Source organism: Streptomyces sp. NPDC102258, from assembly GCF_055584685.1.
Genome location: NZ_JBVJLO010000013.1, coordinates 197,479 through 213,871, shown reverse-complemented (window position 1 = coordinate 213,871; position 16,393 = coordinate 197,479). Strand labels below are relative to the sequence as shown.

Annotated in this window: 1 protein-coding gene; it reads right to left on the bottom strand. The window is 76.2% G+C overall.

Translation table 11 applies throughout. The features are described from left to right. Positions 1-120: 120 nt before the first annotated feature. The gene (locus ACZ6ZT_RS22615) at positions 121-16,362 is read right to left on the bottom strand and encodes a type I polyketide synthase (protein WP_469721583.1); all 16,242 of its coding nucleotides are present in this window, start codon (positions 16,360-16,362) and stop codon (positions 121-123) included. Between the last annotated feature and the right edge of the window lie 31 nt (positions 16,363-16,393).

Here is a 16,393-nt window from a genome sequence, read left to right as displayed (position 1 = left end):
GGGGGGGGGGGGGGGGGGGGGGGGGGGGGCGGGGGGGGGGGGGGGGGGGGGGGGGCCCGGGGGGGGGGGGGGGGGCCCCCCCCCCCCCCCCCCCGCCCCGGCGGTCTCTCGGCGCGTCGCTCAGGAAGCGCCGAGTTCATCGTCGAGCAGGTCGAACAGCTCGTCGTCGGTGGCCGTGTCGAGGTCCTCGTCGGCGTCCTCGTCGGCCGCGGTGCGGCCGGTGTCCTGGCCCGCGCTCCACTTGGCCGTCAGGGCCTGGAGGCGCATCGTGATCCGCGAGCGGGTGACGCTGTCCGCGTCCGCCGCCTCCGCCGCTCCCAACGCGGCTTCCAGCCGGTCGAGTTCGTCGAAGACGGCGGGTCCGTCGCCGTCGAGGGAGAGTGCGGAGCGCAGGTGTACGGCGAGCTGTTCGGGGGTCGGGTGGTCGAAGATGAGCGTGGCCGGGAGGCGCAGCCCGGTGGCGGCGCCGAGGCCGTTGCGCAACTCGACCGCGGTCAGCGAGTCGAAGCCGAGTTCCTTGAACGCGCTGCCCGGCTGGATGGCGGTCGCCCCCCTGTGGCCCAGTACACGGGCCACGTGGGTGCAGACCAGGTCGAGCAGGACCCGGTCCCGTTCGGCGGGCGGCAGTCCGGCCAGCCGCTGCGCCGTCGAGCCGGGGGCCTCCCCGTCCGCGCCGCCGCTCGCCCTGCGGCGTACGGGTGTACGCACCAGGCCGCGCAGCAGGGGCGCGACGTGGTCGCCGGCCTGGGCCTGGAGTGCCGCCAGATCGATCCTGGCGGGGACGAGCAGGCTCGCGGCCGTCGGCCGGGTGCCGTCGGGCCGGGCCGTCGACGCCGCCAGTGCGGCGTCGAAGAGGGCCAGTCCGTCGGCCGCCGACAGGGCGTTCATGCTGCCCCGGCCCAGGCGCTGGCGGTCCTGGTCGTCCAGGGTGGCGGCCATGCCGGCTTCGTCGTCCCACAGGCCCCAGGCGAGGGAGAGGCCGGGCAGGCCGTGGGCCCGGCGGTGCTGCGCGAGCGCGTCGAGGAAGGTGTTGCCGGCCGCGTAGTTGGCCTGCCCGGCGTTGCCGAACACGCCGGCCGCCGAGGAGAACAGGACGAACGCCGTCAGATCGAGGTGCCGGGTCAGCTCGTGCAGGTTCCATGCCGCGTCGGCCTTCGGCCGGAGCACCTTCGCGACCCGCTCCCGGGTCAGTGAGGTGACGGTGCCGTCGTCGAGCACACCGGCGGTGTGCACGACGGCCGTCAGCGGGTGCTCACGCGGTACGGATTCCAGCAGCGCGGCCAGGGCGTCCCGGTCGGCCGCGTCGCAGGCCGCCCAGGTGACGTGCGCGCCCGCCTCGGTCAGCGCGTCGGCGAGTGCGCCGGCTCCGGCCGCCGCCGCGCCGCGCCGGCTGGTGAGTAGCAGGTGGCGCACGCCGTGCTCGGCGACGAGGTGCCGGGCGAGCAGGCCGCCCAGGGTGCCGGTGGCTCCGGTGATCAGGACCGTGCCCTCGGGGTCCGGCAGGGCGGCCCCGCCGCCGTCCGACGGCGTGGTGAGGGCGGCGCGGGCCAGGCGGGGTACGCGTACGGTCCCCGCGCGCAGGGCGAGTTGGGTCTCGTCGGTGGCGAGCGCGGCGGGCAGCGCCTCGTGGGAGGCGTCCTCGCCGTCGAGGTCGACCAGGACGAACCGGTCCGGGTGCTCCGCCTGGGCGGAGCGCACCAGGCCCCATACCGCCGCGTGCGCGAGGTCCGTCACGTCCTCGTCGGGGGCCGTGGGGACGGCGCCGCGGGTGACGAAGGCGAGCCGGGACGCGGCGAACCGCTCGTCCGCCAGCCAACCCCGGACCAGGTCCAGGGCGTGCCCGGCCGCGGCGTGGGCGGCGGCCGCCGTGGGCGGCGCCGCGAGGTCGGCGGCCAGGGAGACGAGGACCGTCTCCGGCAGCGGCTCCCCCAGGGCTCCGGCCAGGTCGAACGCCTCGCCGAGGGCGCTCAGGTCGGGGTGGGTCGCCCCGGCCGGGTCGTCGAGCAGGCCGGCCCGTTCCAGGCCGGCGCCCGCCTTGAGCGGATCCGCGCCCAGCAGGGCCCACGGGCCGCCGGGAAGGGGCCGGGTCTCGGGAAGCGGCCGGGTGGCCCAGTCGACGCGGAAGAGCGCCTCGCGCACGATGCCCGTACCGGACCCGCCCCCGGGGACGCCGTCGGCGGCCAGCGGGCGCAGGACGAGCGAGTCGACGGTGAGGACGGGCTGTCCGGCGCCGTCCCACAGGGTCAGCGCCACCGCGTCCCGGCCGGCCGGTGCCATCCGTACGCGCAGGGTGGCGGCGCCGGCCGCGTACAGCCGTACGCCGTCCCACGAGAAGGGCAGCCGTGCGCCCTCGGGTCCGTCGGGGAAGAACTCCCCGAACGCGACGGCGTGCAGGGCGGCGTCGAGCAGCGCCGGGTGGAGCCCGTACGGGGCCGCTTCCGGGAGGCGGTCCTCGGCGAGGGCGACCTCGGCGAACACCTCGTCCCCGAGCCGGTAGGCCCGGCGCAGGTTGCGGAAGGCGGGGCCGTAGCCGAGGCCGATGGCCTCGAAGCCGGGGTAGAGCCCGTCCACCGGGCACTCGACGGCGCCGGCCGGAGGCCACTCCGTCGGCGCGTCCAGCACGTCCGCGCCGGCGTCGGGGGCTTCGGGAGCTCCCGGGGCGAGGACGCCATCGGCGTGCCGGGTCCACGGCTCGTCCGGGGCGGCCTCCTCGGGCCGCGAGTACACCTGGAAGGAGCGGCGGCCGTGCGCGTCCGGCTCGGCCACGGCGAGCCGCAGCTGTGTCCCGCCCGTCTCGGGCAGCACCAGGGGCGCTTCGAGCGTGAGGTCGTCCAGCCGGCCGCAGCCGGCGTGGTCGCCCGCCCGGACGGCCAGTTCCACCAGCGCGGCGCCCGGCACCAGGACGGCACCGGCGACCCGGTGGTCGGCCAGCCAGGGGTGGGTGCGCAGCGAGAGCCGCCCGGCGAACAGGAACCCGTCCGAGTCGGGCAGGTCGACGGCCGCCCCGAGGAGCGGGTGCGCGGTCGCGCCGAGTCCGGCGGAGGCGACATCGCCCGCGAGGGCGTGTGCCGGGGCCTCCAGCCAGTAGCGCTGCCGCTGGAAGGCGTACGTGGGCAGGTCGACCCTGCGGGCTCCGGTCCCGGCGTAGTACGCGGGCCAGTCGACGGGCACGCCCCGCAGGTGCGCCCGGGCGAGGGCCGAGGCGAGGGCGGCCTCTTCGGGGCGGTCCGCGCGCAGGACGGGGAGGCAGACCGCCGCGTCCTGGGCGGGGGCGTCCTGGGCCAGGGCGTCCTGCGCGAGGGCGGAGAGTACCCCCTCGGGGCCGAGTTCGAGGTACGTGGTGACTCCCGCGTCCTGGAGGACGCGGATGCCGTCGAGGAAGCGGACGCCCTCGCGGACGTGCCGGACCCAGAACTCGGGCGAGGTCATCTCGTCCGTCACGAGGGCGCCGGTCAGGTTCGAGACGACCGGGATGCGGGGGGCCGCGTACGTCAGTCCCTCGGCCACCTCGCGGAAGGCGTCGAGCATGCCGTCCATGTGCGGGGAGTGGAAGGCGTGCGAGACGGTCAGCCGCTTGGACTTGCGGTCCGCGAACGCCGCCACGACCGCGGTCGCCGCGTCCTCGTCACCGGCGATCACGACCGAAGCCGGACCGTTGACGGCCGCGATGCTCACGCCATCGGTGAGCAGCGGCAGGACCTCGTCCTCCGACGCCCGGACGGCGATCATCACGCCGCCGGACGGAAGCGCCTGCATCAGGCGGCCCCGGGCGGAGACGAGTACGCACGCGTCGTTGAGCGAAAACACTCCCGCCACATGCGCGGCGGCGATCTCACCGATCGAGTGCCCGGACAGGAAGTCGGGCCGCACACCCCACGCTTCGAGCAGCCGGAACAGCGCCACCTCGACCGCGAACAGTGCGGGCTGGGCGTACTCCGTACGGTCCAGCACCTCCGCGTCCGTACCGAACAGCGCCTCCTTCAGCGGCAGCTCCATCCGCTCGCACACCGCGTTCAACGCGGCGGCGAACTCCGGGAAGGCCTCGTACAGTTCGCGCCCCATGCCGAGGCGCTGGCTGCCCTGGCCGGTGAACAGGAAGGCGAGCTTCCCGGCCACCGGCGCATCCTCCAGCAGGCCCGAGGCCCAGTCGCCCGCGGCGAGCGCGGTGAGGCCCGTCAGGAACCCCTCGCGGTCCTCGGCGACGACCGCGGCCCGCCGGTCCAGGGCGGTCCTGGTCGTGGCCAGGGATTGGCCGATGTCGGCCGGGGACAGGTCCGGGTGTTCCGTCAGGTGCGCCGCCAGGCGGGTCGCCTGGTCACGCAGGGCCTGCGGGTCCTTCGCCGAGAGGAGCCACGGCAGGCTGCCGGGCGTCCGCGCGGGGGTGGGCTCCGGCTCCGGCTCGGGGGCCTGTTCGATGACGGCGTGGGCGTTGGTGCCGCTGAAGCCGAACGAGGAGACCGCGGCGCGGCGGGGGCGGCCCGTCTCCGGCCAGGGGGTGGCCGACTCCAGGAGGGTCACGGCACCCGCCGACCAGTCGACGTGCGGGGTGGGCTCGTCCACGTGCAGGGTCTTGGGCAGGACCCCGTGCCGCATCGCCATGATCATCTTGATCAGGCCGGCGACACCGGCGGCGGCCTGCGTGTGGCCCATGTTCGACTTGATGGATCCGAGCAGCAACGGACGGTCCGCCGCCCGCTCCTGGCCGTACGTGGCCAGCAGCGCCTGCGCCTCGATGGGGTCGCCGAGGGTGGTGCCCGTGCCGTGTGCCTCGACGGCGTCCACCTCGGCGGCGGACAGACCGGCGTTGGCGAGGGCCTGGCGGATCACGCGCTGCTGGGAGGGGCCGTTGGGGGCGGTCAGGCCGTTGGAGGCGCCGTCCTGGTTGATCGCCGTGCCCCGGACCACGGCGAGGACCGGGTGGCCGTTGCGGCGGGCGTCGGAGAGCCGCTCCACCAGGAGGACGCCGGCGCCCTCGGCCCAGCCCGTGCCGTCGGCACCGGCGGAGAAGGCCTTGCAGCGGCCGTCGGACGCGAGGCCCCGCTGACGGCTGAACTCCACGAAGGCCGCGGGGGTCGCCATCACGGTCACCCCGCCGGCCAGGGCGAGCGAGCACTCGCCGCTGCGCAGCGCCTGCACCGCGAGGTGCAGGGCCACCAGGGAGGACGAGCAGGCCGTGTCGACGGTGACGGCCGGGCCTTCGAGGCCGAACGTGTAGGACAGCCGCCCGGAGATGACGCTGCCCGCGTTGCCGGTGCCGAGGAAACCCTCGACGCCCTCGGGCAGGGCCGTGAGCCGGGAGGCGTAGTCGTGGTACATGACGCCGGCGAAGACGCCGGTCCGGCTGCCGCGCAGGGACCGGGGGTCGATGCCGGCCCGCTCGAAGGCCTCCCAGGAGGTCTCCAGCAGCAGCCGCTGCTGCGGGTCCATGGCGACGGCCTCGCGGGGGGAGATCCCGAAGAACGCCGGGTCGAAGGCGGAGGCGTCGGAGAGGAATCCGCCCTCGCGGGCGTAGCTCGTACCCTCCCGGCCGGGGTCGGTGTCGAAGAGGCCGTCGACGTCCCAGCCCCGGTCATCGGGGAAGCCGGACACGACGTCCCGGCCCTCCAGCACCAGCCGCCACAGGTCCTCGGGCGACTGCACGTCCCCGGGGTAGCGGCAGCCCAGGCCGACGATCGCGATGGGTTCGTCGTCCCGGAGGGTGACGGCGACCGGGGCGGCGGGCGCGGCGGGCGCGGCTCCGAGCAGTTCGGTGCGCAGGTGGTCCGCGAGGACCGTCGAGGTCGGGTAGTCGAAGACGAGGGTCGCCGGGAGCCGCAGTCCGGTGGCCGCGCCGAGCAGGTTGCGCAGCTCGACGGCGGTCAGCGAGTCGAAGCCGAGCTCGCGGAAGGACCGGTCGGCCTCGACCGCCCCGGGCCCGGCGTAGCCGAGCACGGCGGCGACCTGGGTGCGGACCAGGTCCAGGACGAAGGCCGTCTGCTCGGCGGCCGACAGGCCGACGAGCTGTCCCGCAGGCGTTCCGGCGGCGGCCGGGGCGGTGCCGGCCCGGCGGGGCGGCGTCCGCACGAGGCCCGACAGCAGCGGCGGGAGCGTCCCGCCGGCCGCCTGGGCGCGGAGCGCGGCCGGGTCCAGCGTGACCGGCACCAGCAGGGCCTGTCCGGAGGCGCACGCGGTGTCGAACAGGGTGACGCCCTCGGCGGCGGTGAGGGCGTGCACGCCGCCCCGGCCGAGCCGGGAGACGTCCTCGGCGTCCAGGGCGGCGCCCATGCCGCCCGCCTCGGCCCACAGGCCCCAGGCCAGCGAGGTGGCGGCCAGGCCCTGGGCCCGGCGGTGGGCGGCCAGGGCGTCGAGGAAGGTGTTGCCCGCCGCGTAGTTGGCCTGGCCGGCGCCACCGAAGACACCGGCGGCGGAGGAGAACAGGACGAACGCGGAGAGGTCGAGCCCGGCCGTCAGCTCGTGCAGGTTCCAGGCCGCGTCCACCTTCGGACGCAGTACGGCCGACAGCCGCTCAGCGGTCAGGGACTCGATCACTCCGTCGTCCAGCACACCGGCCGTGTGCACGACCGCCGCCAGCGGGTGTTCGGCGGGAACGGCGGCCAGTACGGCCGCCAGCGCGTCCCGGTCGGCCACGTCGCACGCGGCCCAGGTGACCTCGGCACCCAAGGCAACCAGATCGGCGGTCAGTTCACCGGCGCCGTCCGCCGCGTCACCGCGACGGCTGACCAGCAGCAGGTTCCGTACGCCGTGCTCGGTGACCAGGTGCCGGGCGAACAGAGCGCCCAGCGAACCGCTCGCACCGGTGATCAGGACCGTGCCCTCGGCGTCCCATCCGGGAGCCGCGTCGGCGGGAGCCGTGGCACGGGCCAGCCTCGGCACCAGCAGCGCGCCACCGCGCACCGCCAGCTCCGGCTCGCCCGAGGCCAGGGCCGCCACGAGCGCCCGCTCGGGGAGGGCTTGCCCGTCATTGCCCAGGTCGACCAGGGCGAACCGGCCGGGGTGTTCGGTGGCGGCGGACCGGACCAGGCCCCCGAGAGCGGCGCCCGCCAGGTCGCGGACGGTGTCGCCGGGGTGCTGGGCGGACACGGAGCCACGGGTGACGAAGACGAGCCGCGAGGAGGCGAACCGCTCCTCGGCGAGCCAGGCGTGCACGAGGGCGAGCCCCTCGGCCGCCCGCGCGTGGACCGTTCCCGGCAGTCCGGGCCCGTCGACCGGGTCCGGGCCGGTGACGAAGACCAGCTCCGGGACCTCGGCCGGCGAGGCGGCCAGCTCGGCGAGATCCGGGTACGCGGGGCATTCCAGGCCGGAGACCGGCCCGCCCACCACGGCGCGTACCACCTCGGCCGGGGCGGCCACCGCCGTCGGGTCCGACGGAAGCGCCGTCCAGTCGACCCGGAAGAGGGAGTCCGGGCGGCCGTCGCGGGTGGCTCCGTCGAGCTGCGCGGGCGAGAGGGCCCGCAGGGACAGCGCGTCCACCGAGGCGACGGGCCGGCCGGCCGGGTCGGCCAGTTCGAGCGAGACCGCGCCCGGCCCGGCGGGGGCCAGGCGGACCCGGGCGGCGGTGGCGCCGGCCGCGTGGAGGCGTACGCCGGTCCACGCGAAGGGCAGCCGGCCGCCCTCCGTGGCGTCGGCGTCCGGTCCGGCGGTCAGGGCGGAGTCGAGCGCGAGGGCGTGCAGGGCGGAGTCGAGCAGCGCGGGGTGGATCCCGTACGCCTCGGCGTCGCTCTGCGCGCCCGCGTCCAGGGCGAGTTCGGCGAAGAGTTCGCCGTCCCGCCGCCAGGCGTCGCGCAGGCCCCGGAAGAGGGGTCCGTATGCCAGGCCGGAGGCGTCGAGCAGCGCGTAGACCTCCTGCGCCGGGGCGGGGACCGCACCGGCCGGGGGCCAGGCCCGGAGGTCGGCGGCGGCCGGGCGGACGCGGCCCGACAGGAGTCCGGCGGCGTGCTGCGTCCAGGGCACGCCGGCCGCGTCGGCGCCGGCCGGGCGCGAGTAGACGGCGACCGGGCGGAGGCCCGAGGTGTCGGGCGCCCCCACGGTGACCTGCACTTGGACGGCGTCCCCGGAGTCGGGCAGGACCAGCGGCGCCTGGAGGGTCAGCTCGTCGAGGGCCGGGGCCGCGACCCGCTCGCCGGCGTGCAGGGCCAGCTCGACGAAGGCCGTGCCCGGGACCAGGACGGAGCCCATGACGGTGTGGTCCGCCAGCCACGGGTGGGTGCGCAGCGAGAGGCGGCCCGTGAGGACGCATCCGTCGGCGTCGGCGAGGGACACCGCCGCGCCGAGGAGGGGGTGTCCGGCCGCCGCGAGGCCGAGGCCGGTGGCGTCGCCGGGCAGCGGGGTGCCGGTCTCCGGCCAGTAGCGCTCGCGCTGGAAGGGGTAGGTGGGCAGGTCGACGCGCCGGGCGCCGGCCGGGGCGAAGTAGGCGTGCCAGTCGACCGCCGCGCCGCGTGCGTGGACCCGGGCGAGCGCCGTGGCGAGGGTCTGCGCCTCGGGCCGGTCGGCGCGCAGCGCGGGGGCGAAGGCGGCGGCGGTGCGGTCGGTGACGCACTCGTGGGCGAGGGCGGACAGCGTGCCGTCGGGGCCGAGTTCGAGGTACGTGCTCACCCCGGCCGCCTCCAGGGCGCGGACGCCGTCGAGGAAGCGGACGGCCTCGCGGACGTGGCGCACCCAGAAGTCCGCCGAGCCCATCTCGTCGGAGACCAGGGCGCCGGTCAGGTTGGAGACGACCGGGATGCGCGGGCTCTCGTACGTGAGACCCGCCGCCACCTGGCGGAAGTCGTCCAGCATGCCGTCCATGTGCGGTGAGTGGAACGCGTGCGAGACGGTGAGGCGCTTGGACTTGCGGTCGGGGAAGGCGGCCAGGACCGCGGTCGCCGCGTCCTCGTCACCGGCGATCACGACCGCGCGCGGGCCGTTGACGGCGGCGATGCTCACCCGGTCCGTCAGCAGCGGCAGGACCTCGTCCTCGGCGGCCTGGACGGCGATCATCACGCCGCCGGCCGGCAGCGCCTGCATCAGGCGTCCCCGGGCGGAGACCAGGGCGCAGGCGTCGGCGAGGGAGAGGACTCCGGCGACGTGCGCCGCCGCTATCTCGCCGATGGAGTGCCCGGCGACGAAGTCGGGGGTGACGCCCCAGGATCCGAGGAGCCGGAACAGGGCGACCTCGACGGCGAACAGCGCCGGCTGGGCGTACTCGGTCCGGTCGAGCAGCTCCGCGTCGGTCCCGAACAGGACGTCCTTGAGCGGCCGGGCCAGGTCGAGGTGGGCGCCGACCGCGTCCAGTGCCTCGGCGAACACCGGCTGGGCGTCGTACAGTTCACGGCCCATGCCGAGGCGCTGGCTGCCCTGGCCGGTGAACAGGAACGCGGTGCGGCCCCCCTTGCGGACGGTGTCGCGGGTGAGGCCGCGGGCGCTGCGGCCCGCGGCGAGCGCGTCGAGGGCGGTGGTGGCCGCGGCGGTGTCCTTCGCCACGATCACGGCCCGGTGGTCGAAGGCGGCGCGGGTGGTCGCCAGGGAATGGGCGACGTCGGCCAGGGCCAGGCCGGGGTGGGCGGCCAGGTGGGCGCTCAGGGCCCGGGCCCGGTCGGCGAGGGCCCGCTCGGTGCGGCCCGAGAGGGTCAGGGGCAGCGCGCCGCCCGGGACGGGCCCGGCGGCCGGGGCCGGTTCGGCGTCGGGGGCCTGCTCGATGATGGTGTGGGCGTTGGTGCCGCTGATGCCGAACGAGGAGACGCCCGCCCGGCGCGGGCGGCCCGTCTCGGGCCACGGGACCGTCTCGGTCAGCAGGCTGACGGCGCCCTGCGACCAGTCCACGTGCGGCGACGGCCGCTCCGCGTGCAGGGTCTTGGGCAGGACGCCGTGGCGTATCGCCATGACCATCTTGATGATGCCCGCGACACCGGCGGCGGCCTGCGTGTGGCCGAGGTTCGACTTGACGGAGCCCAGCAGCAGCGGCCGGTCCTCCGGCCGGTCCTGGCCGTAGGTGGCCAGCAGGGCCTGTGCCTCGATCGGGTCGCCGAGCGTGGTACCGGTGCCGTGCGCCTCGACCGCGTCGACCTCTCCGGCCGACAGGCCGGCGCCGGCCAGCGCGGCCCGGATCACGCGCTGCTGGGACGGCCCGTTGGGCGCGGTCAGGCCGTTGCTCGCACCGTCCTGGTTGATCGCCGAACCGCGCACGACCGCCAGGACCGGGTGTCCGAGGCGACGGGCGTCCGAGAGCCGCTCGACCAGCAGCATGCCGACGCCCTCGCCCCAGCCGGTGCCGTCGGCGTCGGCCGAGAAGGCGCGGCAGCGGCCGTCGGCCGACAGGCCGCGCTGGCGGCTGAAGCCGACGAACGTGCCCGGCGTGGCCATGACGGTGACACCGCCCGCCAGGGCCAGGTCGCATTCACCGGTGCGCAGGGCCTGGACCGCCATGTGCAGGGCGATCAGCGAGGACGAGCAGGCGGTGTCGATGGTGACGGCGGGGCCTTCGAGTCCGAAGGTGTACGAGACGCGCCCCGAGGCGATGCTGCCCGTACTGCCGGAGCCCAGCGAGCCGTCCGCGCCCTCGGCGGAGCGCTCCAGCAGGGCGGCGTAGTCGTGGTACATGACGCCCGCGAAGACGCCGGTCCGGCTGCCGCGCACGGTGGCGGGGTCGATCCCGGCCCGCTCGAAGGCCTCCCAGGTGGTCTCCAGCAGCAGCCGCTGCTGCGGGTCGGTGCCGACGGCCTCGCGCGGGCTGATCCCGAAGAAGGTGGGGTCGAAGGCGGCGGCGTCGTGCAGGAAGCCGCCGTGGCGGGTGTACGAGGTGCCGGGGTGGTCGGGGTCGGGGTGGTACAGCGACTCGACGTCCCAGCCCCGGTCGGACGGGAAGCCGGTGATGGCGTCGCCGCCGCCCTCCAACAGCCGCCACAGCTCTTCGGGGCTGCTGACGCCGCCGGGGAAGCGGCAGCTCATCGAGACGATGACGATCGGATCGTCGGCTGCGCCGACGCCCGTGGCAGCGACGCCTGCGCCGGAAGTGCCGGCCTGGCCCCCTGAGGTGGCCGCGTCGTCGCCGCCGGTTTCGGCGGCGAGGTGGCGGGCCAGGGTGAGCGAGGTCGGGTAGTCGAAGACCAGGGTTGCGGGCAGGCGGCGGCCGACGGCCGCGCCGAGCCGGTTGCGGAGTTCGACGGCGGTCAGCGAGTCGAAGCCCAGCTCGCTGAAGGCGTGGCCGGGTTCGACGGCGTCCGGACTGCCGTGGCCGAGCACGTCGGCGACGTGGCCGCGCACCAGGTCGAGCAGCAGCCGCTCCCGTCCGGCGGCGTCCAGCCCGGCGAGGCTCCGCTCCAGCGCGGACTGCTCCGGCCCGGCGGCCGTGGCGGCGGCCGTACGGCGGCCGGGGGCACGGACCAGGCCGCGCAGCAGCGGGGCCACGGGGGTGCCGGGGGCGGGCGGGGTCAGCCGCATCGGGACGAGGAGGGCGGCGTCCGCGCCGGTGCCGGTGCCGGTGCCCGGGTCGCCGCCGGTCGGGGCGAGGGCGTCGGCGAGGTCGAGGAGGGCGAGGCCGTCGGAGGCGCTGAGCCCCCGCACGCCGCCGCGCGCCATCCGGTCCAGGTCGGCCCGGTCCAGGGCGCCGGCCATGCCGTCGGCGTCGTCCCACAGGCCCCAGGCCAGGGAGACGGCCGGGAGGCCCCGGGCGCGGCGGTGCTGGGCGAGGGCGTCCAGGAAGGAGTTGGCGGCGGCGTAATTGCCCTGGCCGGGCGCGCCGAAGACGCCGGCCGCGGAGGAGAAGAGGACGAACGCCGACAGGTCGAGGCCGCGGGTCAGTTCGTGGAGGTGCAGGGCCGCGTCGGCCTTGGGCCGCAGGACGGTGTCGAGACGTTCGGGCGTCAGCGAGTCGATCACGCCGTCGTCCAGGACACCGGCGGTGTGGACGACCGCGCGCAGCGGGTGGGCGGCGGGTACGGCGGCCAGCGCGGCGGCCAGCGCCTCCCGGTCGGCGGCGTCGCACGCGGCCCAGGTCACCTCCGCGCCGAGTGCGGTGAGTTCGCCGGTCAGTTCGGCGGCGCCGGGCGCGGTGTCGCCGCGGCGGCTGAGCAGCAGCAGGTGCCGTACGCCGCGTTCGGCGACGAGGTGGCGGGCGACGAGCCGGCCGAGCGTACCGGCGGCTCCGGTGACCAGGACGGTCGCCTCGGCGTCGTACGCGGGCGCCTCGGCCGGGCTGTGCGCGGCGGGGACCCGGGCCAGCCGGGGCACGTACGCGGCGCCCTCGCGCAGGGCGAGCTGCGGCTCCGGGGAGGCGAGGACGGCGGCCAGGACGGCACCGGCCGGTTCGGCAGGCGTCCCCGAGGCGTCGGCGTCGTCCGTGTCGACGAGGACGAAACGGCCCGGGTGCTCGGACTGTGCGGAACGCACCAGGCCCCAGACGGCGGCCGAGACGGGGTCGGTAACTCGGTCACCGGTGCGGACGGCGACCGAGCCCCCGGTCAGGAGGACGAGCCGGCTGTCGGTGAGCCGGTCGTCGGCGAGCCAGCCCCGCAGCAGACGCAGCGCGCCGTGCGCGGCCGCGTGGACGGCCTCGGGGGTGGGCTCCGGCGTGGCGGGCAGGCGGACGAGGACGGTGTCCGGAACGGGCTGCCCGTCGGCGTCGAGGGCCGCGCCGAGCGCGTCGGCCGCGTCGGGGCCGTCGAGCAGCAGCGGACGGGCGGCGGCGGTGACGGTGGCCGTCGTGGGAAGGGCCAGCGGGGTCCAGGCCACGTGGAACAGCCGGTCGTAGGGGCCGCCCGGGGCCGGGGGCTCGGCCGATACGGCGCGCAGTGTCAGCGAGGCGATGTCGGCCACGGGCTGTCCGGTGCCGTCGGCGAGCGCCAGCGAGACCGCGTCCGGCCCGGCCTTGGACAGCCGTACGCGCAGGGTGGAGGTGCCCACGGCGTGCAGGGCCACTCCGGTCCAGGAGAACGGCAGCCGGCCGTGGCCGGTTTCCTCGACGAGGCCGGCGAGGCCGATGGCGTGCAGGGCGGCGTCGAGGAGGGCGGGGTGGAGGCCGAACAGTGCCGTGTCGGCGCGCTGTTCCTCCGAGATCTCGATCTCCACGTAGGCCGCCTCGGCGCTCACCCAGGCCGCGCGGACGCCCTGGAAGGCGGGCCCGTAATGGAGTCCGGCCTCGGCGAGTCCGGAGTACAGCCCTTCGACGGACAGGGGTGTGGCGTCGGCGGGCGGCCAGGTGGCGGGGGCGGCGGAAGGCTGGGGGGCGCCGACGGTGAGGACGCCGTCCGCGTGCCGGGTCCAGGGCAGTTCGGCGGTGTCGGCGTCGGCGTCGTCGGCCGCGGGTTCGGGGCGGGAGTGGACGCCGAGGGGGCGGCGGCCGGTGGCGTCGGGGGCGCCCACCCACAGCTGGAGCTGGACCGCCCCGTCCGGGGGCAGGACGAGGGGCGCGTGGAGGGTGAGTTCCTCCAGGAGGTCGCAGCCGACCTGGTCACCGGCCCGGATGGCCAGTTCCACGAAGGCACTGCCGGGCAGGACGGCGGAGCCGCCCACGGCGTGGTCCGCGAGCCAGGGGTGGGTGTCCAGGGAGAGCCGGCCCGTGTAGAGGAACCCGTCGAGGTCGGCGAGGGCGACGGCGGCGCCGAGCAGCGGGTGGCCGGCCGTGCCGAGGCCGGCGGCGGACACGTCGCCCGGGGGGCGTCCGGCGTCGAGCCAGTACGGCTCGCGCTGGAAGGCGTAGGTGGGCAGGTCGACGTGCGCGGAGCCGGTGCCCGCGTAGTACGCGTCCCAGTCGACGGACGCGCCGCGGACGTGCAGCCGGGCGAGGGCGCCGGTCAGGGTCTCGCTCTCCGGGCGGCCGGTGCGCAGGACGGGCACGAAGGCGGCCTGTCCGGAGTCGTCGGGCAGGCATTCCGGGGCGAGGGCCGACAGGACGGCGTCGGGGCCGATCTCGACGAAGTGGACGACGTTGCGGGCGGCGAGGGTGCGGACGCCGTCGAGGAAGCGGACGGCTTCGCGGACGTGGCGGACCCAGAACTCGGGCGAGGTCATCTCGTCCGTCACGAGGGCGCCGGTCAGGTTCGAGACGACCGGGATGCGGGGAGCCGCGTACGTCAGCCCGCGCGCGACCTCGCGGAAAGCGTCGAGCATGCCGTCCATGTGCGGGGAGTGGAAGGCGTGCGAAACGGTGAGGCGCTTGGACTTGCGGTCCGGGAAAGCCGCCACGATGGCGGCCGCCGCGTCCTCGTCACCGGCGACAACCACCGAACGCGGCCCGTTGACGGCGGCGATGCTCACGCCATCGGTGAGCAGCGGCAGGACCTCGTCCTCCGACGCCTGCACCGCGATCATCACACCACAGGCCGGAAGCGCCTGCATCAGCCGGCCGCGCGCCGCGACCAGCGTGCACGCGTCATCGAGCGAGAGGACGCCCGCCACGTGCGCGGCGGCGATCTCGCCGATGGAGTGCCCGGACAGGAAATCGGGCCGCACACCCCACGCTTCGAGCAACCGGAACAGCGCCACCTCGACCGCGAACAGCGCGGGCTGGGCGTACTCCGTACGGTCCAGCACCTCCGCGTCCGTACCGAACAGCGCCTCCTTCAGCGGCAGTTCGATACGGGCGCACACCTCGTCCAGCGCGTCCGCGAACACCGGACAGGTGTCGTACAGTTCGCGGCCCATGCCCAGGCGCTGGCTGCCCTGCCCGGTGAAGAGGAACGCCAGCTTCCCGGCCACCGGGCGGCCCCGGGTGACGCCCGGGGCGGCTTCCTCGGGGGCGAGGGTGGCGAGGGCCGCCAGGGCGCGGGTGAGTCCCGGCCCGTCGGCGGCCGTGAGGACCGCGCGGTGCTCGAAGTCGGTGCGGGCGGTGGCGAGGGAGCGGGCGATGTCGCCGGGGCGCTGCCCGGGGTGGGCGGTCAGGTACGCGGACAGCTTCGCGGCCTGGGCGCGCAGCGCAGCGGGCGTCTTGCCGGAGAGGTTCCACAGGGGCGGTACGGAGACCGGGGCGGCGGCCGGTCCGGCGGTCTCCGGAGCCGTCGCGGGGGCCGGGGCCTGCTCGATGATGGTGTGGGCGTTGGTGCCGCTGATGCCGAAGGAGGAGACGCCGGCCCGGCGGGGCGCGCCGGTCTCGGGCCACCGCTCGGCCTCGGTGAGCAGCCGGACGGCGCCCTCGGACCAGTCGACGTTCGGGGTGGGCTCGTCCACGTGGAGGGTCTTGGGCAGCACGCCGTGGCGCATCGCCATGACCATCTTGATGATCCCGGCGACGCCGGCGGCCGCCTGGGTGTGGCCGATGTTCGACTTGATGGAGCCGAGCAGCAGCGGCCGGTCCTCCGGGCGGTCCTGGCCGTAGGTGGCCAGCAGCGCCTGTGCCTCGATCGGGTCGCCCAGGGTGGTGCCGGTGCCGTGGGCCTCCACGACGTCGATGTGGGCGGGCGAGAGCCGGGCCCCGGCGAGCGCCTCGCGGATGACGCGCTGCTGGGAGGGGCCGTTGGGGGCGGTCAGTCCGCTGCTGGCGCCGTCCTGGTTGACGGCGGTGCCGCGGACGACGGCGAGGACGGGGTGGCCGTTCTCGCGGGCGGCGGAGAGCCGTTCGAGGACGAGCATGCCCGCGCCCTCGCCCCAGCCGGTGCCGTCGGCGGCGGACGCGAAGGACTTGCAGCGGCCGTCGCCGGCCAGGCCGCGGTGGCGGCTGAACTCGGTGAAGGTGCCGGGGGTCGACATGACGGTGACACCGCCGGCCAGGGCCATGGTGCACTCGCCGCTCCGCAGCGCCTGCACGGCGAGGTGGACGGCGACGAGCGAGGACGAGCAGGCCGTGTCGACGGTGACGGCCGGGCCCTCCAGGCCGAGGGTGTAGGCGATGCGGCCGGAGGCGATGCTGCCGGAGCTGCCGTTGCCGAGGAAGCCCTCGATCTCCTCGGGGACGCTGAACAGCCGTGCGGCGTAGTCGTGGTACATGAGGCCGGCGAAGACGCCGGTGCGGCTGCCGCGCAGGGTGGCGGGGTCGATTCCGGCGCGTTCGAAGGCCTCCCAGGAGGTCTCCAGGAGGAGCCTTTGCTGGGGGTCCATGGCGAGGGCCTCGCGGGGCGAGATCCCGAAGAACGCCGGGTCGAAGTGGTGGGCGTCGTGCAGGAAGCCGCCGACCTGTTCGTACGCCTCGATGCCGCTGTCCGGGTCGGGGTCGAAGAGGACCTCGGCCGGCCAGCCCCGGTCGGCCGGGTACGGCGTGACGGCGTCGCCGCCGCGGGCGACGAGTTCCCACAGGGCTTCGGGGGTGTCGATGCCGCCGGGGTAGCGGCAGCTCATCGCCACCACCGCGATCGGCTCCTGCTCGCGCTCCTCCACCTCGCGCAGTCGGCGCCGGGCCTCGCGGAGATCGGTCGTCGCCCGCTTGAGGTAATCGAGGTACTTCTCCTCGTTCACCATGGTCACGCCATCCCCGTCGTCGAAGTGTTCA

Coding starts and splice junctions, on each gene's coding strand:
- ACZ6ZT_RS22615 (WP_469721583.1), bottom strand. CDS start 16,362: ATGGTGAACGAGGAGAAGTACCTCGATTACCTCAAGCGGGCGACGACC.